The organism is Gimesia panareensis (assembly GCF_007748155.1).
In the GTDB taxonomy this organism is placed as follows: domain Bacteria; phylum Planctomycetota; class Planctomycetia; order Planctomycetales; family Planctomycetaceae; genus Gimesia; species Gimesia panareensis.
Genome location: NZ_CP037421.1, coordinates 5,248,994 through 5,271,935, shown reverse-complemented (window position 1 = coordinate 5,271,935; position 22,942 = coordinate 5,248,994). Strand labels below are relative to the sequence as shown.

Here is a 22,942-nt window from a genome sequence, read left to right as displayed (position 1 = left end):
TCCCGGGTTCATCGAAACGACCGGCGGTATTGCTCAGCGGAGAGCAGTCCGTTGCTGCCGTGACTTTGAACGCGTTCTTATGATACCTGTTGTGGTGATTGATTGACGCAAGTTATTTGTCTGTTTGAGCTAAGTGTAACAATAGCAGGATTGTCAGCAAATGAAAATATTCTCTCCGCAGAAAAAACAATTCTGGATCAATCCCAGATCCCGGCAGTACAGGAAGTCGTTGATCGGAAGGAACACGGGAGCGTGAGATCGAGGAATTAATCGAGCTGAAATAACGTTTTCGCGTTATGGGTGGTGATCTCTGCCATTTCCTCAGGCGTTTTGTTGTGGAGTTCGGCCAGGCAGGCACAGGTGTGTTTGACGAACGCAGGTTCGTTCCGTTTGCCACGCTGAGGTACTGGAGCGAGATAGGGGGCATCGGTCTCGACAAGCAGACGATTGAGGGGAATCTGGCGTGCGGTTTCGCGGAGCTCGTCATTCTTTTTGAATGTCAGCATGCCGGCAAAGGAGATGTACATGCCAAGATCAAGGCAGGCAGCTGCGGTTTCAGGAGTACCACAGAAAGAGTGCATGAGCCCTTTGAAGGGGGCCTGTTGTGCTTCCGTCTGCAGGAGTTCTACGACATCGGCTTCCGCTTCCCGGCAATGAACGACAAAGGGGAGATCCCGTTCGCGGGAGAGTTGAATATGGCGGCTGAAGTAGTCTCGTTGCAGCTCGATGGGCGCGTAGTCCCAGTAGCGGTCCAGGCCGGTCTCGCCGATGCCGACGACTTTGTCTGCGGTTGAGAGTGTCAGAATGCGTTCCCAGTCTCCCGGCTTCATCTGGGCGACATAGTTGGGTTGAATTCCCACAACCGCATAGACCTGGGGAAAGGTCGCGGCCAGATCGACGGCCCGCTGGCTGCTGTCTGCAGTGGTGCCGATGGTCAGAATGGTTTGGACGCCTGCTTCCAGGGCACGTTCAACCGTTTCATCGCGGTCAGGGTGAAAGGCTTCCTCGTCGAGGTGGGCGTGAGTATCAAACAGGATCATGGCTGGTTCAGAATTCAGTTGGGAGCAGTGATTGGTTTCTTCGGGGGAGATACTTTGCTGGCGTCCGTGGCAAAATTGATGGACTGAAATCCGGCTGCCAGGCAGGTATCGTATGTTCGAATCATTTCACCCAGCGGGACATCTTCGTTGATGTCCAGGATCACCGGGATTTCCGGGGCAAGCGCAGCCAGTTCAGTCAGAGTCTGTTTTAACTGGTCGAACTGAGCATACTCGCGATCATTTAATTCTACAATGGTCTGGTCGTCCCGGCGTTTGAGTTTTAACCAGACTTCTCCCAATGGTTTTTCCTGCGGAACGGTTTCCGTCGATTCGATACTGCCCGTAGCCAGTTCAGTCGGCAGTAGAAATTCGCGGATCTGATTGGCTGAGGCACTGATGAAGAAAATCAGCAGCAGAAACACCACGTCGATCATCGGCGTCATGGTGGCCTGATCCTGGATATCGGAGCGATCGTGATGGTGTGAGGGGATTTTCATAACGCTGATAATCAGTCATTCAGTACGGCAAACTGCACATTCGAGATCCCGGCGCGGGCACAACTGATGAGGACCCGCTCCACAATGCGATAAGGGATATGGCGATCGCCGCGAATACGTATTTCGGTCTCTCTCCGCTTATTTTCATCCAGTGAGATCAACTGCGCGTCCAGTTCCTCCGGTGTGATCTCATTCCCCCGCAGGTGCAGTTTTTCATCCGGCGTAATTGTCACAATAATCCGCCGGGGCACTTCATCCGGTTCGGTTTCGTGCTCAGATGCTTCGGGCAGTTCGACGGCTTCGAGTTTTTCGTTTTGGGTTAAATGTGTGGCAGCCAGAAAGAAGACGACCAGCAAAAAGACAATGTCGATCAGAGGTGTGATATTAAATCGAATGCCGGCCTGGCGGGGACGCGTGGGGATTCTCACGGTTCCTGGCCTCCCGGAGGGGGCGCCGGTCGAGTTCCCTGCTGGTTAGCCATCCGCTGGGCCAGTTCCTCTTCCGCCCGTTTCCGGGGTTGCTTGGGAACCTGTCGGTTGCCCAGGACGGTGGCATGTTTGAAGTCGGCAAACACGTGTTCTGCCAGCAGGGAAGACTGGGCGACCAGTTCATCGATCCGGTTCCGGAAAAAGGCAAAGCTGGCCAGCGCGGGAACGGTGACACTCAAACCGAACAGGGTCGTGATAAGTGCCTTAGAGATCCCGGGAGCGAGTTCGGCGACATCGGGGTTGGCTTTCGCGGTGAATTCCGAGAAGGCCAGGATCATCCCCCAGACGGTTCCCAGCAGACCCAGCATAGGGGAAAGGGTGCCGATCACGGAGAGATATTCAATTTTACGATTCAGACGGGCGGACTGCTGCATCGCTGCATCTTCCATTGCTTTCTCGACCGCTCCGTAGCCCATCTGAACTTCAGACAGTCCTGCGGAGAGGATATACGAGAGAAAGCTGGGATTAGACTTACAAACGGAGTCGGCACTGCGGTACTGCTGCTGCGCGATCAAAGAGTGCACTTCCTCCGCCAGCCCAGGCGGCATCAGGGCGTTACTGCGGATACTGATGAGGTGTTCGACAATCAGGGCGACCATCGCAATGCTGAGGACGGCGATGATGATGCCAATGGTGCCGGCATCGTCGACCAGTTGCCGCAGGTCCACTTTCGACATGCCTGAAGCACCAGCCTCGCCTGGATCATCTGCAGCGAGACAGAGTGTGGGGGCGATCAGACTGAAGCAGCAGAGCAGGCAGTAGATTGCGATTTTCCTCAGAGGTGATTTGCTTCGATCCATCAAAATAGTTTCTTTTCCAGATTGGATTCTTAAAATCAGAATGGTGTTTGTTGTGATCAGTTTTTCTGACCGGCTTCCTGTAACAGCTGGTTGATCATCTGCTCTGCCATTTGTCGGGCCGGGGTATCAGGGTAACGGGCTGCCGTTTCCTGGTAAAGCCGGAGGGCATTGGCTGACTGTCCCATGCCCCGCAGTGAATCAGCGGCTTTGAGACTGGCTTCTGCAGACAGTAGAGGATTGGCAGGGTAAGCCAGTGGCACCCAGAGGTACCAGGCAACTGCTTCCCCGTGACGGTCGAGCAGGGCATAGCCTGCACCGAGCAGAAAGCAGGGGCCACCCCGCAAATGTTCGGGGATCAGTTTTAAATTACGTTCCCAGCGCTGCAGTTCCAGCAGGCTGATGTCACCCTCGCGTAAACGGAGCCGCCAGAGCTGCGCTCGTGCCAGTTGCTGGATGTTGCGATTCGTACTGGTGGCCAGTGAACGCAGTGCTGCTTCGGACTGTGCCGCATAATCGGGGGCGGTGAGCAGAATGCTGGCGCCGAGCAGTTGCCGAACTTCGTTCTGGTCCGTCAACCAGCTCCGTGCCGCACCCCGGGCTGGCGACAGGCTTTCCTTGATCGACCAGTCGAGTGGGATCAGATCAAAGTAGCGGGCGTCTGGTTCATGCTGCACCATGGTCTGGAAGCGAATCGCTGCCTTGACAATGTCGCCCTGGTTTAAAGCGGCTTTGACCATCTGTGCCAGAATTTCCCGTCGTACCCAGGCGCGGGTTTCAATGTTCAGGGCTTCGTTAAAGGATTCCGTGGCCTTGGCATATTCTCCCTGGTACATCTGCTCCAGTCCACGTTGGTGAGATTCCGTCTGGGGAGTGTGCACCTTGACGATTTCAGAACCGGGATACGTCCGGACCGTGCCGCTGGGCAGCAGCTTGACTTTGATTTCTGATTGAGTGAAATCAAGAATGGTGCAGGGGAGTGTCGCCTGACCGACGTGATGATCGGGGCGTACTTCGATCTTGTCCTGCGCAGTGGCATACGTTGTATACCCGCTCAGGCAGACAACGCACAGGATCATGATCAGGAATTGACTCTTCATCAATTTTGGATCTCGGATGTTTCGATTACTCCGCAGCTGTGGGAGTAACCTGGTCTGGGGGAGTCGCTTCCGACTCGGAATTCTGGGACTTTGGTTCTTTGGTCAGGAACCAGGAGAACAGCATCAGGATGGCTCCGCCCGTAATGGCCATGTCGGCGACATTGAAAATACCGGTGCGCAGCGGTCCGATGCCAATATTCAGGAAGTCAATCACAATGCCATTGAGAAAGACTCGATCGATCAGGTTGCCGATGCCCCCTGCGAGCAGCAGTGAGAGGGCGATGAACTGCACCAGCGGCATCTGCCAGCGAAACAGCAGCATGCTGGCGACGATCAACAGAAACGCGGCGTTGGCGACGACCAGCAGGAAAAATCGGACTGGTTTGGACAGTCGGCTTCCGACACTCAGGAACGCCCCGGTGTTTTCTGCATATTCCATGCGGAGGGCATTATTGAAGTAAGTGATGGGAGGCTCGAATTTGAGCTTTTCGACCGCGATCTGTTTGGTGAACTGATCACAGCCGACGCAAAAGATCAGGCAGATCAGGAGCAGTGTGTAACGGGTCGCTTTGGAAACCGTGGCGGACATGCAGCAGCAACTTTCTCAGAGGACAGATAGAACAATGGGAATTCAGCAGATTCGAAATGCTGCGTCCCTAACGTTTAATGATAAATTTACGGACATTGTAGTAGCGGTAACTGCCCCGATTCTGCCGCGCGAGTTTATCCAGGGAATTCCCCTCTTTGACAGGAAATCCCTCACCAAATTCGATGCAGTGAATCTTCGCCTTACCGCCATTCAGACGACGAACTTCATCCAGATCCGCGCTGGATAACTGTGGATGTTTCGCATCCGTGAGAAAGAATATGACATCTGGATGAAAACTTAAAGCTCTCTTTAGGGCGGGCAGGTGATCTGTGCCCCCGTCGGGTTCGACACTCTGGATGAACTGGCGGGCCAGAGTGCGGTTGATATCCGTGGCATAGGGCATTTCTGATTCTTTACCCCGGTATTTCATCGCCCGAGTGACCGTATTATAGAAGATGATCTGAAACTGCTGATGATGGTTCAAACCTGCCAGGCTGGCGATCAGTTCGGAGCGGGCCTTGCGGATTGGGGCTCCCTGAGGCGCGGCCATACTGCCCGAGCAGTCCAGCACGAAGACAAACCGTTTCCCGGAGTCGACGGCATCAAAAAAGTTGACTTTTCCCGACCCCATCACGGGGGGAGCGAGGGCGGCAGCGGGAGACATGACCAGATCGCTGGTCGGATCGGCGGTCGGCGAACTGGGAAGGCTGGGGGACTGAACCGGACCTGCGCCCAGCAATTTGGTATTCAATTCGGGTAATTGCGGATCAACGGGCGGTTTCTGATCCATGACCTCCGGAACCTGTTGCGACAGAGGTGTCGTCTGATTTTCTACCGTTTCCTGGGGTTCCTGATCGGCGTCTTCCTGCTTATCTGCATCGGGGGACTGCTTGACATAAATGCCGACACTGCGGAGCTCCCCTTCATCTCCGCCGGTCTGTCCGCTGTCGCAGCGATTGAGGCTGGAAATCAGGATCAGCAGGATCAGCGAATGAATGGCCAGGGAAGCTGCCCAACTCGGAACCACCAGCAGAGGTGAATTTTTCTGCCACCGGGAAGAACGCTGTTCAAGTTCTGTAAATACAGCCGGCATGAAGTGTGGTCCGCAGGTTAAATGAGGCTTCCTGAAGGAGACGAATAGTTAGGGTCGTTTTAAGTGTATGTAATATATGAGGTTATGTGTAGGGGTGAATTGCAGAACTCTGTTGAGCCGATTTGGGAAGCGAAATCGAGCCGAAGCCCTGCTCTTTCTCTTACGTATTTATTGGGATAACTGTTTAAGGTATTGATTCGTAATATCGACCGGAAAGACGCCATCAGGCGGCTCATACGCAAATTGAGTTGCTGCGATGGGGGCATTCAGCGTGACCTTGCTGAAATTCAGCGTGACCATGCTTTCCAGCGAATCCTGGTTCTTTTTCAGATAAACAATCCGACGCGGGAAGAGGGTTTCCTGATCGAGATAAATTCTGACGGCATCGGGAACATAGGCGGGCAGCTGAGCCGGCGCCGCAGGATCACCTCCTTTAAACTGGGCCAGAAACCCTTCTTTCCAGGTCCCGTTCAGGACAGTCAGTGTTTTTCCGCTGATCGTTCTTTCGCCAACACTTTCAAACTGCATATTCTTCTGAATCGCAGCCAGCAGGCTGGGCAGGCCGCCCAGTCCAAGTTCGGCTACCAGTAAATTCGGCTGTGAATTGGGATTCAGCTGGGCCTGTTTCAGGATCGCCTGTACATCACGACGAGTGACTCGTGAGGTGCCTTTGATGTTATGCTCGGTCCAGAGCACCTGCCCGTCACAGATTTCACGCAGGGTTCCGACCGGTTCACCATTCTCTTTTTTGCCTTGTACCTGGAATTCCAGACGCAGCTTCAGATCTTTCCCCTGCAGGTATTTGCCCTGAATGACAAATGGTTTGGGGCCGATTTCGACGGTTTCCGTGATTTCTGCCTGAATGGAGCTGTAAGCCCGCAGCTTTTCTCGCGACTTTTTGAGCAGCGCCTCCGCGTAAGCCGGATTTTTTTTCAAATTACTTTCCGGTGCAGGGGCACTCTCTGAGGACTTGTCGGCACCCTCTGCAGGATCAGCCAGGGCAAGCATCGACTGTGCCTCCGTCGCTGTATCCTTTTTGCCTGCAGCGGCTTGTGATAACTGTTCCCTGGGGAAAAAGTTGTAGAGTCCTGCCAGTAACAGGAGGCCGGTCATGAAAGTTAAATTGCGTAACATGTTCTAATTGTTCGGAAAAAATCGAATTTATCAAAGAATCAGACCACTTCAGTCCGAAAACAGATGTATGAGGTCATCCATGTACCTCTAGCTGGCTGGAGTATGCAGCCAGCAGGCCGTATAGCTCAAAGTGATTCGTTGAAATACAGGGCAATTTGTATTTTAACGGAAATTCGGGCTTGGGGTCGACCTGAAAACTGAGTCTTTTTTGAACCGAACGTCGACCGTTCCAGATTCCCAGGGATCGACGTCTTAGTTTGCGATGGACGGTTCTTCACTTAACTAGTCGCATTATTCGTCGTGGGGTATTCGAACAAGGGGTCATGATGAAGTACTACTTCCTGGCTTTAGGTACATTGGTCGTTGTCTGTGTTGGCTGTGCAGCCGACGGACAACAGGTAATCAACAAGGGTGAGTATGTGGCTCCACCCGCTGCCATGATGCAGCGGCCAGGGCCAATGGTGGATGGACCCGGTCCCGGCGTGTTGCCGATGCTGGCACCACCACCGGCAAGTGCATTCGCTGCACGGACATCACAGATTCGATTTGTGGGTCCCGCGGGCATGAAAGTGGGCTGGCAGGTTGCGGAAGGTTATGCCGAAAACCAGATCACCGCTCCTGGCCGTTACAACTTTAACCAGGGGGCAACCTACCGGTTAAAGCTGTCACACATTCCAGGCCGCGCAATTCCGGCACTGTATCCTTCACTGCAGGTTTATCCGTCGCATCCGACGACCGATGCTTACCTGTCACACAACAGCATTCCTCTGGAAATCACTCCGGAAGATCTGGATCAGGTGGAAAGCAACAACTTTGTCACCAAAGTCATCTACCTGCCGGATGAAAAATTCCAGGAACTGGCCATCGCTGGTGTTGAAACTCTGGTTTCTACCCGCCTGGATCCCGGTGTCGACCCGGTTGCAGAAGCAGATCGTCGTGGAACGATCATGGCTGTCCTGCGAATGGGTAACATGGATCTCGAAATGCCTTCTGGTGATGGTGGAAACGAAACGGTCTCACAAGTCTCTTACGATGGTGACGCCGGAGCTCACATGGCTCCGATGCCGATCCCCGGAGAAACGATTGGTGTGACTTCCGGTGTCCCGGTTCCGACCATGGTCGGAGGAATGGGAGCACCTGGTCAGCCGGCTTACAACCCGATTGCAGGTATGGGACCGACTCCCGCCTGGGGCATGCCGATGACCGGTACACCGATTGGACTGCCCGGACCTCCTCACATTCCTCTGGGGGGACCTGCCAGCCTCAAGTCTTACACTATCAGAAACACATCAAAAACCCACCTGCCGAAACCGGTGGATCACTTCCTGGTCGACGTCAATCAGAATCCGGCACCCAGCCTGCCGAAGCCTGTCAAGTACGTTCAGTACTCAGAAAGTCATCCGGTTCACGCACCAGGTCAGGTGTCCTATCCTCGTACGATGGCACCCGGCTCGGGATATTAAAAGACTCAGGACCCACGCAGCACTCCCTGTCGCCTGCAGGGAGTGCTGCCCCTTGTCTTTATCAACGCAATTCTACTCCATCTGAATCCTCTCCTGCTTTGCAATCGTCTTGATTTTTCTCCTGTCATCCTTTCGGACATTTGATTGTAGAAAATTTCTGTTATGACCAGCTTCATTCGACAAAACCGATCACGCTTATTAACCATGTCGTTAATGACCATGATCGTTTTTGCCATGGACCTCTCTGCGGCCTGGTCGCAGCAGATGATTGGCGGACGGAAATACAATGTGGGGAACCGGTTCTACCATCCCCTCAACCAGCGCACGCCTCCCGGGGTTGCCGGCCAGTGGGCCGCTCTCTCCGGACAGGTTCAGGAAGGCTACGTTCAGCCGATGCGTGTGGCTCTGCCTTCTAAAGGAACCGTGACATTCTACGTCAATGGTCCCGGGCAGACGATTCAGAAAGCGGCACCAGCACCGATCGGCTTTGCGGTCGGCTATGTGTATCGCGTCAAGATCAGCGACATGCCCGAATTTCCGGGTGTCGAACTCTACCCGACGATTGAACTCATCGATCGTCTGCATCCGCCAGCTGGATTAGCCGAACAATACCCGGTTCCCGTCACTATTACTGAAGAAGATATCGAACTGGTCCTGTCCGGCAGAATGGTCTCCAAGGTGGTTTACCTGGAACGCCCCCAGACTGCTGTCCCGACCACTTATGATAAACAGCCTACCCAATCAATTTCGGCTCAGAAAAATCTGATCGCCGAAGCGGATCTGTTAGGTCGTCCGATGTTGATCCTAAGAATTGGTGGCCGCCTGCCATCCACGCGCGGAGAAGATCCAGCGTTTTATGGAAGTGCTCCTGTCGTGGAGTTACAGGCACCGGCAAACAAAAACTGAGACTGGTGTAAGTTAAGGAAATCCCGTGTTGAATCTGTCGTACCGAAAATTGAAAGGAGCATCGCGAACGCAGCGTGTCTGCTCTGCGGCGGCGATGTTACTGCTGAGTATCAGTAGCGGGTGTTCCAGTCTGTCCCCGGTCGCGTTGAATCTGCCCTGGGACAAACAGACTCCACCACCCGTGGAAGAACAGACTCCCGCGATTCAGCATGCCGACTTCGATGGCAGCGTCGGTGCAGCCCGTCTCGCCGCTCCCGCGCGACAGCCCGTTCCCGCGTCTCTGGTTCAACAGGTTGCCTATCAGCAGCCGATGCCGGCCTGTCCTCCGCGTCCCAATTACTGTGAGTTTTCACCTGCGGAAAGTCGCGATTATACCTTACCCGCCGGCAGTGATCCGGAGATGGTGAGGATGTACCCGGATGAATATCTGTTCGACGGGGGCGATCGCGAAAACCCGGTCCACTACGATGACTACAGCCGCCTGGGACTCGATACCGAAGATACTGTCGTCGAATACCAGACACATAAAGGTAATCACGAAGTCAAGAAATCCAATCGGGTGGCTGTTTACGCGCCCCGTTTCGCCGCGATTCGTTCCGCGAGTTCTCCCCTGTCGGGAACATCAGTCGATACCCTCGCGACTACGGAAGACACCGTACATGGTGTCGGCGTCGAGGCACGCACCGTTATATCCCAGCACAAACAGCGTGAGCAGCTGGAAGGCATTCGCATGCGGTCCCGTGCCAGTGGCGTGGAGACCGAACAGCTGCAGGGATCCGTCGGACAGTCGGCCATCCTGGGCGGACATACCAAGCTGACCAATCTCTACCAGGATACCGGAACCGAAACCACCGGCCAGTTTGAACAGTCCGATGAAGCACGCATCGCTTACCAGATTCAGGCAGCTGCGATCTGGTCTCGCTCTCAGTTTCCTGTGATTGCGATTCGCTCACAGTCGGCTCATTCTTCCAAGAGTGCACTCAAGCCGGAAGAGTATGTGGGCATCGAAGACAAGCGTAAAACAGAAGGTAATCTGAAACTGGTCAAACTGGCGGATAAGAAAAATGCCCAGCCGGGTGACGAGATCTTATTCACCATCAAGTACGAAAACATTGGTGACTTCGATGTTGAAGGCATCAAGATTGTCGACAACCTGACGCCGCGTCTGGAATACATCGAAGACAGTGCCACTTCAGACCGCAAAGGCCGGCTCGTGGTGGAAGACAACCAGGAAGGCAGCCTGATCCTGACCTTCGAAGTAGATGAAACCGTGAAAGGTCATACGGGTGGCGTCGTCACCTTCAAGGCACGCGTTCGTTAACAGGGACAATAACCAGAACACTTTGTGGATTCCCGCGAATCCTAAGCCCGCGATGCAGTTTGCAGAGCGGGCTTTTTTTGTGCCGTGTTTTGGAGATCCATGCCGATTTACAGAGCAGAATCTGCATCTCCCACAGGCAGAAGAATTTAGGAACAATGTTTCAAAATAAAACAAAGTGAGGTATTTTACTGCACCTGTTTCGATCACCGTCTCTTCATGATAGCTTAAAATGATGCTGGATGATTGTTGTAAGTTTTTATTTATCAATTTGTTACGATTCAAATGCTCTCGGAGGCAATCTGGTCTGCAGCGGGAAATATTCGGGTGTTCTTATTGGCACGTGAATTGCCAGATATTTCTGTGTCAAACATCTGAAACGCAAAGCAGTCCGCGGGACTACGTTGTTCTCTTTTTTATTTTTTTCTCTGCCGCGTTTCCTGACCCTTTCAAAAGGATGAGTACAAGATGACGGTTCAACAGGGAGGCATTCTCCAGGTTTACCACGCCGGTCCACTCTGTGTGGCCGGGTTTGGCGGGAAGGATATCTTAGATACGTTCAGTGTCAAAGATATTCGAGATGAATTGCTGGAACTGGTCAAAGAAAATCAGTGTGAGACACTGGCCATCGATTTGACCGGCGTGACGCTGATTCCGAGTGGCATGCTCGGCTTGCTGGCTTCCATGCGTGATCTGAAGATTGACATTCATTTGTATAACCCTTCGGATGATATTCGGGAAGTTCTGGAAATCACCAGATTAAATCAGTTCATGCATCTGCATGACGTCGAAATTCCTTACTGATTTCCTGCCACTACTGGTTATTTCAGGCGAAGGTCGAACTGATTCGGCCTTCGCTTTTTTTATGGACCACTCGGACTGTTCAGCGAGCGTGTCATTGAACTTCTCTAACACATGCATCACGAACTCACATTTGTCTCCAGTTCTGCATAAATTGAACTTGATCCCCTCTCGCCGATTCGTACAACTCCTGGTTATGCGTCGCGCGCGAGCACGCTTATTTTCGATAGTGAATCTGCCGCGCTGGTTCCAGACAGTCACTGGAACATCCCCCGATTTTTCCAGTTTTTCACCTGCTCTTCCTGCATATCTTCTCTCTGTTCCGTGCCGTTTTTTTCCAGTTTGAACCACTTTCGGTCACTCCTCTCCCGCTTAGCACCGCATAAATCCGTTTCTGGCACGCATCCCCGCAGAACTCCTCTTGACCCCCGCGCGCCCTTCTGCATGATCTCTATTCTCAGAGGCAACCAGACAGCTGCTTCCCATGACCCAATTCGAAATAAAAAATTGAGCGCCGTGCCGCTCAGAAAAAAATGTAGGGGAGGACCCATGTGTCCTCCCGCCTGGCGACAATGAATCCAATGCAGAATCTGAAGGACTCCCTGATGACCTGATAACCCAGACGGGTGCCATCCATGAGGAAGCTTCTGTCAAGACCGTAGTGAGAAGAACGCGGAATTATCCAACCATCCATCCGGCATCACTCGCCTTGGCGAGGCGCCACAAGACAAATTACGGTGACTCCCATTCACAGTTACGGCATCACAGTGTGCCATGGCACCCGTCGGGATGTCACCTGAATCCCACTTTCGATCTCAACGTGAAACTTAAGTCCGACACAACTCTTTGAATTTACTTATCGAAACTGCAGTCGCTCAGACTGCCAGGCTCCGTTCTTTCCACAAGGTTCCATTTTTCAACATGGACCACATCACACGCACCAGGTAATGCGATGTGGCTACAATCGCAATCTTTTTCCTGTCTTTTTCCTGTCGATGAATCCGCTCATAATAGGCTTTAATCGTCGGTGAATATCGAATCCCCTGCCAAACTGCTTCGGTAACCAGGTGCCGGACCTCTGCACATCCTTCGCGCGTGATATGCCCCAGTCGATTAGTACTCCCTGACTGATCCTGGATCGGGATCAGACCGAAGTAGGCCCCCACTTTCTTACTGTTGGCAAATCGATGCGGGTCATCCACAAAGGCCACGAATGCCTCAGCAGTGCGTAAGCCGATGCCGGGGATACTCTGCAATTGCTGCACGGCAATGTTCTCTTTCGAATAGCGGGCCAGTTCCGTTTCAACCAGCCTGGTTTGCCTCGTCAGTGTTTCGATCTCTTCTACCAGCATGTCCCGTTTCAGATTTTGCATCGGCTGTTTCAGATCTTTCTGTTTTAGCCATTCCATCCCCCGTATGGTCCAGAGACCAAACTCTTTGGGAACCCTGCAACCAACACTTCTCAGAAGCGAGCGAATTCCATTTTTAGCCCGGGTCCGTTTCTGAATCAGTTTGCCTCGGAATGTAATCAACTCTCTCCAGGCCCGCACGTCTGCAGTCGGGACATGAACGGTCGGAACTTCATCGAGAAACAACAGTTTGGCCAGTTTCTCTGCGTCCGCACGATCATTCTTTTGTTTGGAACGAAAAATCAGTTTCAACAGTCCTGGATGGGCCACGGCAACACGAGAAGCAATCTTACTCAGAGCTTCAAAGTAGATGCCATAACCGGTACTGGCTTCAAAACAGACTTCGCATCGTCCTTGCAGGTTCATCAGAAATTTAATCACATCATCCAGGCATGGCAGCTGACACCGCTGCAGCAGCTTACCATGCTTATTAAGTACACAAATCGTAATATGCTTGACATGCACATCCAAACCAACATACAACATCATTGCCTCCGGAGGTGAGATTTCGTGAAACAGATTGTGAACGAACTTGTTCCACGATAATCGATCCGACGGAGGCTTCCTACATAGTTTCACAGTTGGCTTGTCCAACTGTGCTCAGATCAATGCGAAACTCCAACAGGCAAACCAGGTATCAGGTAAAACCATACTTCCTGCATTTATCTTACGCATCGGCACACAGCAGACGAGCTGAATACAGGATCTCATAGTGCACAGGCAACAGTACTAAATCTCTCTTAACTGTCCTTTCGTGCCTTTCGTGGTAGTCAGTCATTCATCTATTTCGTGGTGCAAACCGGGTAGGCCCGAATGTAATTCGGGCCGAACGCAGCGAGCAGGAGGTTGCAGTTCCCGCACGCAATTAATCACAGAGCAGCCCTATCAGAAAACTCGAGGCACCCACGCTTTACATTATCTGCTCTGCGACCTCCTGTTGCCTGCGGCAATACCGGATTCCATCCGGTATCACCCCTGTTTTCTCCAACACTTCCTCGATTATTTCGTGTCTTTCGTGCTTTTCGTGGTAGTCAACACTTCGAGAATTCCGTGGTTAAAAACAATCGCCTTCGAACCCAATTCATCAGGGACAAATCCCAGGTAACCGGGTATAGTAGTCTCATAGAGCCTCAGGAACCGTATGTCTGAGGCACTCCAGTTGCTAATTCCCCGTATTCGTTTCACAGCAGGATCTGAAAAGTCTGATGTCCCGAATTCATCCCGCGCGTTGGCAGACCGTAGAACAACTGGTCGATCAGTTTTGTGAATCCGCTCAGGTACCCGCCATCGCATTACAGGTTCTGACCAGTGAGACAACCAGTCACTATCGTCAGGGACGTCAACACATCAATGACCAGAATGGGGGCCTGCGTGAAGATGCGATCTTCCTGGTGGCGTCGATCACCAAGCCGATCGTCGTACTCGGCGTGCTCAAGCTGCTCGAACAGGGGGAACTGCTGCTCAATGATCGGGTGAAACAGTTTATCCCCGAATTCGGCTGTGCGGGTAAGCACGGGATCACAATTCGTCATCTGATGACGCACACTTCGGGACTGCCCGACATGCTGCCCAACAATCGGGAGCTCAGATCGGCACAGGCACCGCTGTCAGAATTCGTCAGGCAGATTTGTGAACTCGCTCCCGATGAACCCCCCGGCCGGATCGTGCAGTACCAGAGTACGGGAATCGCGATTCTGGGAGAGCTGATTCAGCGGATCACCGGAAAGTCGACTCCGCAGTATTTACAGGAAGAATTGTTTGCACCACTGAAAATGCACGACACGGCACTGGGAGTCCCACCTGAGTGGGAAAGCGGTGCTTCCCCCAAAGTAAACCGGATTGTCGAAGTGCGGATCCCCGCCGAACTGAATATCGAACCTCACTGGGACTGGAACAGTCCCTACTGGCGGGCCTTTGGCGCCCCCTGGGGCGGGCTGTTTACGACCCCCGCGGACCTGGGAAAACTGGTGCACATGCTGCAGCAGCAGGGACTGGCGCAGCAGCAGCGGCTGTTTTCCAGTCAGACAATCCAGGAAGCGACACGAGACCAACTCCCCGCGATTCCTGGACTGTCAGAAACGGCGCGACAGGGGAAAGGCTGGGGGCTGGGCTGGCAGATCGTGACGCGGGCCAAAAGTGACTATTACGGCGATCTGCTTTCGGATCAGGCATTCGGACATGGCGGCGCCACGGGAACCGTTCTCTGGATCGATCCCGAACGGGAAGCGGCTGCGATCATCCTGACGACGGAGCCCCAGGAACCGCAGGGCCGTTTTCTGGCCCGGCTGACCAATGCCATCGTGGCTGCCATTGAAGTCTGATATGAGATTCCAGTCGATCGGCTTTATTGTTGCTTTGCAGTTTTTGTTCCCGTTATAATCAGGTTCCTCAAAGCCAATGACGTATCTTTTCACCTGCATTCCTCAAATCCATTATTGACGATGAGCCCTGAAGCAGTCGGTATTCTGACACTGGTGGTCTATCTGTTGATCATCCTGGTGATCGTGATCTATCAGGCCGTGCACCTGCCCGATGGATGGCGTGCGTGGATTCTGTTCGCAATTGCCCGTGTCTATGCACCCGGGTTTTGGGGAATCAAACGCAACCGGCGCTGTCCGTTTCCCGGCGATTCTGCGGCCATTATCATCGCCAATCATCGGAGTCCCACCGATCCGATCATCCTCTGGTATAATTCGCACCTGGGAAACCCGGAGAAGAAAAAGCGGTGCATCAGTTTCCTGATGGCCCGGGAATACTATGAACGTCCGGGGCTGGTAGGTTGGATCGCCAGGGCCATGCATTCCATCCCCGTGGATCGGAATGGTCAGGACGTCGCACCGGTCCGGGAAGCATTACGCCATCTCAAACAGGGAAATCTGCTCGGTGTCTTTCCGGAAGGGGGTATTCAGGAAGGGCGCCCGATTACCCACGCGAATTCCGGGATCGCCTTTCTGGCGCTCCGCTCGCAGGCGCCGGTTTATCCGGTTTACATCAATAATTCTCCAGGCGGTGAAAGTATGGTAAAACCGTTTTATACTCCTGCCGATGCTTCTATTGTGTATGGCGATCCGATCGATCTGTCGGCCTACTACGACTGCAAGCATACCAGAGAGGTGCTGGAAGAAGTGACCACACTCATGATGTGGAAACTGGCTGAGCTGGGAGAGACCGAGTATCTCGGCGCGCCCCGTCCCGATCTGGATGAGCAACTCATCCAAATGCCAGCAGACTCTCGTCGCTCAGCGAAGTGAAGAACAGATCGGTCTCCTGTTGCAGCTGCGCACGACGCTGCAGTTCTTTCTGTAGTTGCGCTTCAGGAAGTCGGCGTGTTCCCGGCGACAGAGTTGCTTTGCGCAGTCCCGTGGTTTCATGCTGATGTTCCAGGATGTGCTCAAACTCGTGGGCGATGACTGTCAGCAGGTCGATCCGGAACGCAGCGAAAGAGTTCGCGTCCGCCTGCAGTTCAGTCAGCGTCGTGATCGAGAATTCACTGTGCTCCCAGGGAGTGGCATCAATAAACCAGCCCTGGCCGGCAGCGGTCACGTCGATTTGAATCTTGCCCGGACTCGACTGGGCCAGCAGGTTATCAGGGAGATCCACGATTTCAATCTCAGTCTCCTTGAGTAGTTGCACTTCCGTGGAAGCGCTCGATGCTGCATACGCCTGGATTACTGAGTTCGCGGTCTCGGTGGCGGCTGTCTTGGAAAGTGACGGAACGTTCTGTTGGTTCGGCTGTGGAGAAAATGCGGCGACCAGATTCTGAGTCGTCCAGGTTTCGGGATAGCCGGGATCGAAAATCAGTTCCGGGTGATTCGGTTTCGAAAGGCCGTAGTTTGCAGCCAGCAGAATCAGATCACGGAAATTCACGGTGCCTGACTGGTTGAAATCCATGGCCCAGGCGTAAGGGAGTGATGAATCTGCCGGGGTAGTATTATAAGTTGCAACAAACAGGACCAGGTCTTTGAAGTTGATTGCATCGTCATCATTGACATCATAGGGGACGGCCCAGAATTGGGTGGGGGGAACCAGAACCGACTCGACCTGGCTCGGCCTCTGATTGACCAGATCCACCATGGTTTGCCCCAGGGCAAAGCCTGCATCAGCGGGGCCGATTGACTGCGACTCGAAATCCAGGCTGACCTGATCGTCGGCTGTCGGAGCGAACTGGATGCGTGCGAGCAGCACAAACTGATCATCGCCGGCGTCGGTAATGAGCGTGCTGCCGCCGATCCCCTGAACCAGGCCGCTGGCATCGTCGATCAGGCCGGTCTGATTCTCTGTAAACGCCGGACCGAATTCGAGGACGGTCGCGGTCGTAAAAGCCGTGTTGTAACCCAGGTCGAAGGCAAAGGCGGCGACGCCGGTATCTGAGGCGTTGCTGACATGGGCCCAGACCTCTACCTGGAATGCTTCCCATTCGTTAAGGTTCTCGATGTGTGTGGGCAGCGCTGCCGTTTCCCCGTTGGGCGCGACTGGCGTGGGAGCCTGTACGACGCGCAGGTCCAACTGTGTCTGTAACAGGGGGGCAACCGTCAATTGAAAGGTCGTGCTGGCTTGCGAACCGGCCAGGTCGGTCGCGGTAACTTCGATATCAAAGCTGCCGGCATCGCCGCCGAGGGGAGCCCCGTTGAACGTTCCTGTCACAGGATTAAATGTCAACCAGTCGGGCAAGCTGCCGCCTCCAGAGAGAGTCGCCGAGAGTGTGAGCTGATCGCCGTCAACCATGTTGGCATCGGAGAAATAAGAAGTCACGTCCAGCGCAAAGAGCTCGGTTTCAAATAATGTCTGATCAGAGATAGGACTCGCCACAGGGGCGACATTGGTAAAATCGTTATCCAGAATCGTGATACTGGCAAACAGGGGCTCTCCCAGAAGATAGCCAGTGCCTTCCAGCAACTGCACGGCGACACTTTCATCCGGTTCATCGAGTGCATCATCGAGCACGTCAGCAAACAGGGTGACCGTTGCTTCATTGGCGGCAAAAGTGATTTCCCCACTCAGACTTTGAAAGTCCAGTCCCGGTGTTGCGGTGCCCGAGATCTGATAGTCCACCGTTAACGGCTGGTCGAGCTGTGTGGCACTGCGGGTGAAGGTGAATTCCAACTGGCTGCTATTGAGTTCCTCGACATTCAATACGGATGATTCCACTGTCACGGTCGGCAAGTCCGGGGCATTCACGTTATCACCCAGGAAAGAGAGGAGTTGCTGGTCGGTGGTCTGGGTTCGCAGATCAAGGCCTTGTAAATCGGGCGGAATTTCCGGCCGGTCGAACTGGATGAAATCGAAACCGGCGACCAGGTCCGGTTGAAAGTCCTCGAAAGGCGTCGGATCATAGCCCCCCGGATGCAGGGCGTTGTTATTCAGGTAGAAGGGATCATAGTCGTTGGCTTTGGTCCAGTCCGTGTAGGCGACCATGCCCACCTGGAGCGTGTCCGGCAGATCCGGACGGTGGTAGCGATTGTTCAAGCCCCAGTCTTCGCCGGGAATCTGGAACAGCGTATACACAGAGTCGCCAATGCGGGCGATCTGCAGGTTGATCACGGAATTGTCTCCCCGATTCTGAAGCACCAGGGGCGAACTGCTGTTACGCGTGGTTTTCGTCTCTGTTTGAAACTGGTTTCCTGAACTGCCCCAGCCCAGGGAGAAGAAGACATAGTTTTCTCCATTGTTGGTACCGTCATTCTGATGCGATCCCGGACTCCAGTCGACTTCCGGATTGGTGATGTCACGCGGCGTGCGGATCATCAGGCCTCCCAGGGAATACTGGGATCCGTTGGGAACGTCATCCAGATCGCTGTCGCCGATCTCGTCGCGGTCGGAGATATGGACCTGGGTCGTAACCACAAAATCGCCGGTGATTTCCTTATAGACCATGGGGCCCCGATAATCCTGGTACCAGACGGTGGTATACGGCATCAGCACCATTCTGCCGGGCTGGCTTTGATTGATATCCCAGGTTTCCAGCTGGTCTGAACTCCAACCTTCGGTCTGATAAATGCGCTGCCAGTCGGTCAGGGTAGCGGCGTTCTCGAAATCGTCACTCAAAGCGGTCAGATCGTCGGCTGCCAGTAATTGCCGGGTTTCCAGTATTTCCGTCTGGGCCAACATATTGGCATGTGTTGATTTCATCCGCTGGCGGGATTGGCGATCTGATCGCCTGGCTCTGTTTCTGTTAATCCTGGAGAGGAGACGTGACCAGAATGGGCGGTATGGCTGAGGCGGCATCGTTTTTACCTGTTTATGAAGCATTGAAACCGGATTGTGAAAGTGAGGGGAATCATCCCTCCCACAGTGATTCGTCAACCAGGCGGGATTGCGACAAAAGATCAGGGTTTTCTGCTGAAATTGGACTGATTGCCGGAGATTCTCCCGGGCCGATTCTGGATCTGTGGCAAAAAAGCAATAAGATGGGGGAAATCTTCCCGGATCTCCGAGAACATTTTTCCAGAATCGGTTGTCGAACAGGAGATTGTCTCAGGGACCGGGTTCCTGCCGCTGTTTCCAATCAGGCCTTATTTCAAAAGAAAGCATGTGATGCCCGCTTTAGGTGTGAATATTGACCACGTCGCCACCGTTCGTCAGGCTCGTCTAACCTTTGAACCGGACCCTGTCTGGGCGGCTGTGCTGGCGGAACTGGGCGGCGCGGATGGCATCACCCTGCATCTGCGTGAGGATCGGCGTCACATCCAGGATCACGATCTGTATACGATGAAAAAGACGGTGCAGGTCAAACTGAACCTGGAGATGGCTGCAGAGGATGAAATGACGGCGATCGCCCTGGAAGTGCGTCCGGATCAGGTTTCACTGGTCCCCGAAAAACGGGAAGAGCTGACAACAGAAGGGGGCCTGGATGTGATTGCCAATCTGGAGCGGGTCAAGCAATGTACGCATCAGCTCCAGCAGGTCGGTATCGAGGTCAGTCTGTTTATCGATCCCGATCCCGAGCAGATCGCAGCCGCAAAACAGGTGGGCGTGCATGCTGTCGAATTGCATACCGGCCGCTATGCCGATGCCACCTCGGCGGTTGAACAGCAGAAGGAATATGAGATCCTGCGGAAAGCCTCCGAGTTTACGGTCGAACAGGAACTGAAACTGCATATGGGACATGGCCTGACGTATCGGAATGTCTCGAAAATCGCCGCGATCCCCGACGTTTGTGAGTTGAATATCGGCCACAGCATCATTTCCCGGGCCGTGCTGGTCGGGATGGAACAGGCGGTCCGCGAGATGAAAGCGTTGATTACGGGTTAGGCGACGCGGAAGAATCTCAGTTATTTAATATCCTTAAGAATGGGGCTGGTTTCCCCCACGATGGCGCCTCAGGGTTTCTCGTCTCTGACTAATCCTCACAGCACGCGAATTTTATTTGATTGTCATGAGTTATGCGCTTTCGAATCCAAGCTGGATTTATGAGAGAAGTCGCGTCTGACAGTAGATTTCTCGGTTCTGATACGTTAAGGTGATTTTCAAACTGGCAGTCTGTGCCGTCTGAGGTTTCCGTCAACATCAGCTCCGGCAGCAGACTGTGCCTGAGGGTTTCGGTATGGTTGCGAACTCCTGCAATCGCTTTCTGTCCAGCCGATCTACTTTGATATCACGAAGATTTCAAGTTGCCCGAAAAAGTGAGTTTGCTGCGCTGAACTGTATTCAGGTCAGATGCAGATTCACGGCGAAAACGAGTAAAGAGAAAAGCGTTCTAAGATCTGAATCGTTCTGGTTTTAATTGAGTAGCTTTTGTTATGGAACGTGGCCTGGTCTTCGTTCTGTCGTCTTTGCTTGAACTTATTTTGGAAATGATCGGTTCTTCGCAGGACAGGGTATGGCGGACCTCTACACCTGCAGTATCACTCAGATTTTTAGAGGAGCAATTTGCGATGACTCCCAAGGATTTTTTTGCGTTTGCAGAAAAAAATGGCGCCAAGATGGTCGACTTAAAGTTCACCGACATCTTCGGCACCTGGCAGCATTGTTCGTACCCCATCAGTACCTGGGATGAAGGTACTTTCGAAGATGGCGTTGGTTTTGACGGATCTTCCATCCGTGGCTGGCAGACGATTGACAGTTCAGACATGCTGGCTGTTCCCGATCCTGCGACCGTACAGATGGATCCCTTCTTCAAGCTACCGACGGTCAGTGTTCTGGCTGACATCGTCGATCCGATTACCAAAGAAGACTACAATAAAGACCCGCGTGGCGTTGCCAAAAAAGGTCTGGCTTACCTGCAGCAGACCGGCCTGGCCGATTCCTGCTTCATCGGTCCTGAGCCCGAATTCTTCATTTTCGACGACGTACGTTACCTCTCCAATCAGCGGGGAGCCATGTACGAAATCGACTCTTCTGAAGCCGCCTGGAATACAGGTCGCTCTGAAGAAGGCAACCTGGGTCACAAAGTTGGTTATAAGGGTGGTTACTTCCCCGTAGCTCCCAGTGACACCTACGGCGACCTGCGTGCCGAAATGGTCGAAGAACTGCAGAAGGTCGGTATCGTTGTGGAAGCACACCACCACGAAGTGGCGACCGCCGGTCAGTGTGAGATCGACATGGAATTCTCGCCGCTGCTGCAGATGGCTGACCAGTTCATGTGGTACAAGTACATCATCAAGAACGTCGCCAAGCGGAACGGCAAAACCGTGACCTTCATGCCGAAGCCTGTCTTCGACGATAACGGTTCCGGGATGCACACTCACATCTCTCTCTGGAAAGATGGCAATACCCTGATGTACGGTGATGGCTATGCCGGACTGAGTGAATTCGCAATTCACGCCATCGGCGGGATCATCAAGCACGGTCGTGCTCTGATCGCTCTCTCCAACCCGACTGCCAACAGCTTCCATCGTCTGGTACCCGGCTTCGAAGCGCCCGTGACTCTGGCGATGAGCCAGCGGAACCGTTCTGCTTCCTGCCGTATTCCGATGTACTCCGGCAGCCCGAAAGCGAAACGTGTTGAGTTCCGTTGCCCCGATCCGACCGCCAACGGTTACCTGAGCTTCACCGCTCTGATGATGGCGATGATCGACGGCGTGCAGAACAAGATCGATCCGGGTGAACCGCTCGATCGTGACATCTACGACATGACTCCGGAAGAGCTGGCTGAAACCAACGTCGCTCCCAAGAACCTGGATGAAGCTCTGATCGCTCTGGAAGAAGATCACGAGTTCCTGACCGCCGGCGATGTCTTCAGCGAAGACCTGATCAACTCCTTCATCAACTACAAGCGGACTGAAGAGTTGGATCCGATTCGTTTACGCCCTCATCCTTACGAGTTCGATCTCTACTACAACGCATAAGCGTGTAGTTTAAGGATGCCGATAAACGGTAATTTGCTCGCAGCAGGCCATCTGGTTTGCTGCGAGTTTTTTTATGCGCAGAGACCGAATGTGCCATAATGGCATTTCCTAGGTGGTGGTGATTGGTGTCAATATGGCATATTCTGTGGTGTCGTTGCGGCATGGTTCTCAGTGTTTACCATTTTGTTATTCAGAATATGTATTTGATATTATAGGGCTTACGTCAAATTAGGTGTTGCTGTATGTCTAATTGGCATGCTGGATGCATGGAGGGAACTGTCAGCAAGTAAGTGGATCCGTCCGTCAGGATGCACAGAAAATACAATTTCGTTTCTTATCAGTTAAGGAGCAAAGCCATGTTAAGCACACGCACTCACAAACTCGGATTTCCTTTTTCATCCAACCTGCGTTCCGATCTGGACGATGCCTTCAGCCAGTTCTTTGGTAAGTCACTGTCCGGCTTCGAAGGGGCTTATTCACCCGTGTCTGTCTGGGAAGAAGACAGCAAATACCATGTGGCCCTGGATGTCCCCGGCATCACCAAAGAAGAACTTTCACTCGATATCCAGGACGGACATCTGATCCTGACCGGCGAGCGGAAAACCGTAGAAAACAGGGAATATCTGCACAACGAACGAAGCTACGGAAAATTCAAACGCGTCGTTCGACTGCCGGAATGGGTGGATCCCACCTCGGTGACGGCGACACTGGACTCCGGTGTCCTGACGGTAGTGCTGGCCAAGAAACCGGAAATGCAGCCCAAGCGAATTGAGATTCAGGACGTTTCCAAGTCTGAATAATCAGGCAGGGAGCGAGTCTCCTTAAAGACATGATTCGTTGCGATACCCCGATCGGCTTTGCGAAGTCGGTCGGGGTTTCTCATTGATACAGGCTCTCATTTCAGCGTACCACATTTCTTAACATTCATTCTGAACTGTCTATTTCCTGTGCAGGTTCGCCTATTTGCTAAGTTGGTTGCCGCACTTGATTATGAGGTCCTGGTAAAGATTAAATGGTTTT

At 53.2% G+C, this 22,942-nt stretch carries 21 protein-coding genes; 10 read left to right on the top strand and 11 right to left on the bottom strand.

The window, feature by feature from the left end:
* Window positions 1-266: 266 nt before the first annotated feature.
* The 8 genes from Enr10x_RS19640 to Enr10x_RS19605 all read right to left on the bottom strand — a co-directional run bounded on the left by Enr10x_RS19640 (window position 267) and on the right by Enr10x_RS19605 (window position 6,738).
* Window positions 267-1,040: a TatD family hydrolase gene (locus tag Enr10x_RS19640; RefSeq protein WP_145451083.1), complete on the bottom strand. Its 774-nt coding sequence runs from the start codon at window positions 1,038-1,040 to the stop codon at window positions 267-269.
* 14 nt (window positions 1,041-1,054) lie between these two features.
* The gene (locus tag Enr10x_RS19635) at window positions 1,055-1,537 is read right to left on the bottom strand and encodes an ExbD/TolR family protein (RefSeq protein ID WP_145451082.1); all 483 of its coding nucleotides are present in this window, start codon (window positions 1,535-1,537) and stop codon (window positions 1,055-1,057) included.
* Between the two features lie 11 nt (window positions 1,538-1,548).
* Window positions 1,549-1,965 (bottom strand): ExbD/TolR family protein, encoded by a 417-nt coding sequence (locus tag Enr10x_RS19630; protein WP_145451081.1) that lies wholly within the window; start codon window positions 1,963-1,965, stop codon window positions 1,549-1,551.
* The gene (locus Enr10x_RS19625; protein WP_145451080.1) at window positions 1,962-2,825 is read right to left on the bottom strand and encodes a MotA/TolQ/ExbB proton channel family protein; all 864 of its coding nucleotides are present in this window, start codon (window positions 2,823-2,825) and stop codon (window positions 1,962-1,964) included. The genes Enr10x_RS19630 and Enr10x_RS19625 overlap by 4 nt, the downstream gene beginning before the upstream one ends.
* Before the next feature lie 56 nt (window positions 2,826-2,881).
* Window positions 2,882-3,922, bottom strand: a complete 1,041-nt coding sequence (locus tag Enr10x_RS19620) for a tetratricopeptide repeat protein (RefSeq protein WP_145451079.1) — start codon at window positions 3,920-3,922, stop codon at window positions 2,882-2,884.
* Between the two features lie 25 nt (window positions 3,923-3,947).
* Window positions 3,948-4,511: a signal peptidase II gene (gene lspA, locus Enr10x_RS19615; protein ID WP_145111718.1), complete on the bottom strand. Its 564-nt coding sequence runs from the start codon at window positions 4,509-4,511 to the stop codon at window positions 3,948-3,950.
* Between the two features lie 67 nt (window positions 4,512-4,578).
* Window positions 4,579-5,604, bottom strand: a complete 1,026-nt coding sequence (locus tag Enr10x_RS19610) for a vWA domain-containing protein (protein WP_145451078.1) — start codon at window positions 5,602-5,604, stop codon at window positions 4,579-4,581.
* Between the two features lie 168 nt (window positions 5,605-5,772).
* Window positions 5,773-6,738 (bottom strand): LolA family protein, encoded by a 966-nt coding sequence (locus Enr10x_RS19605; protein ID WP_145451077.1) that lies wholly within the window; start codon window positions 6,736-6,738, stop codon window positions 5,773-5,775.
* Between the two features lie 323 nt (window positions 6,739-7,061).
* Here Enr10x_RS19605 and Enr10x_RS19600 point away from each other — a divergent pair, with 323 nt between their 5' ends.
* From Enr10x_RS19600 to Enr10x_RS19585, 4 genes are all read left to right on the top strand, one after another.
* On the top strand, window positions 7,062-8,201 hold the full coding sequence (locus Enr10x_RS19600; protein ID WP_232093060.1) for a hypothetical protein: 1,140 nt from the start codon (window positions 7,062-7,064) through the stop codon (window positions 8,199-8,201).
* Between the two features lie 204 nt (window positions 8,202-8,405).
* Window positions 8,406-9,107, top strand: a complete 702-nt coding sequence (locus Enr10x_RS19595) for a hypothetical protein (protein ID WP_232093059.1) — start codon at window positions 8,406-8,408, stop codon at window positions 9,105-9,107.
* A gap of 25 nt (window positions 9,108-9,132) precedes the next feature.
* A complete protein-coding gene (locus tag Enr10x_RS19590) occupies window positions 9,133-10,428 on the top strand; it encodes an isopeptide-forming domain-containing fimbrial protein (RefSeq protein WP_145451075.1) in 1,296 nt (431 codons plus the stop codon).
* A 465-nt stretch (window positions 10,429-10,893) separates the two neighbouring features.
* The gene (locus tag Enr10x_RS19585; protein WP_145111701.1) at window positions 10,894-11,229 is read left to right on the top strand and encodes an STAS domain-containing protein; all 336 of its coding nucleotides are present in this window, start codon (window positions 10,894-10,896) and stop codon (window positions 11,227-11,229) included.
* A 254-nt stretch (window positions 11,230-11,483) separates the two neighbouring features.
* On the opposite strand, the gene Enr10x_RS19580 is transcribed toward Enr10x_RS19585, so the two are convergent.
* Complete coding sequence (locus Enr10x_RS19580; protein WP_145451074.1) at window positions 11,484-11,777, bottom strand: hypothetical protein; 294 nt, start codon at window positions 11,775-11,777, stop codon at window positions 11,484-11,486.
* Between the two features lie 324 nt (window positions 11,778-12,101).
* On the bottom strand, window positions 12,102-13,124 hold the full coding sequence (locus Enr10x_RS19575; RefSeq protein WP_145105234.1) for an IS110 family RNA-guided transposase: 1,023 nt from the start codon (window positions 13,122-13,124) through the stop codon (window positions 12,102-12,104).
* Between the two features lie 716 nt (window positions 13,125-13,840).
* Here Enr10x_RS19575 and Enr10x_RS19570 point away from each other — a divergent pair.
* Entirely contained in the window at window positions 13,841-14,956 is a 1,116-nt protein-coding gene (locus tag Enr10x_RS19570; protein WP_145451073.1) for a serine hydrolase domain-containing protein, read from the top strand.
* A 120-nt stretch (window positions 14,957-15,076) separates the two neighbouring features.
* Window positions 15,077-15,886, top strand: a complete 810-nt coding sequence (locus Enr10x_RS19565; protein ID WP_145451072.1) for a lysophospholipid acyltransferase family protein — start codon at window positions 15,077-15,079, stop codon at window positions 15,884-15,886.
* Here Enr10x_RS19565 and Enr10x_RS19560 read toward each other — a convergent pair.
* Window positions 15,846-18,743, bottom strand: coding sequence for a putative Ig domain-containing protein (locus Enr10x_RS19560; RefSeq protein WP_197997296.1), 2,898 nt, complete (start codon window positions 18,741-18,743; stop codon window positions 15,846-15,848). The two genes, Enr10x_RS19565 and Enr10x_RS19560, sit on opposite strands and share 41 nt — an antisense overlap.
* A 92-nt stretch (window positions 18,744-18,835) precedes the next feature.
* Between Enr10x_RS19560 and Enr10x_RS30025 the strand changes: the two genes are divergently transcribed.
* The 4 genes from Enr10x_RS30025 to Enr10x_RS19545 all read left to right on the top strand — a co-directional run bounded on the left by Enr10x_RS30025 (window position 18,836) and on the right by Enr10x_RS19545 (window position 22,722).
* Window positions 18,836-19,195, top strand: a complete 360-nt coding sequence (locus Enr10x_RS30025; RefSeq protein WP_197997295.1) for a hypothetical protein — start codon at window positions 18,836-18,838, stop codon at window positions 19,193-19,195.
* Window positions 19,170-19,886: a pyridoxine 5'-phosphate synthase gene (locus tag Enr10x_RS19555; protein ID WP_145451070.1), complete on the top strand. Its 717-nt coding sequence runs from the start codon at window positions 19,170-19,172 to the stop codon at window positions 19,884-19,886. The genes Enr10x_RS30025 and Enr10x_RS19555 overlap by 26 nt, the downstream gene beginning before the upstream one ends.
* 623 nt (window positions 19,887-20,509) lie before the next feature.
* Complete coding sequence (gene glnA / locus Enr10x_RS19550) at window positions 20,510-21,922, top strand: type I glutamate--ammonia ligase (RefSeq protein ID WP_145451069.1); 1,413 nt, start codon at window positions 20,510-20,512, stop codon at window positions 21,920-21,922.
* Between the two features lie 356 nt (window positions 21,923-22,278).
* Window positions 22,279-22,722 carry an Hsp20/alpha crystallin family protein gene (locus Enr10x_RS19545; protein ID WP_197996108.1) on the top strand — a complete coding sequence of 148 codons (444 nt, stop codon included), beginning with the start codon at window positions 22,279-22,281 and terminating at the stop codon, window positions 22,720-22,722.
* Window positions 22,723-22,942: the final 220 nt, after the last annotated feature.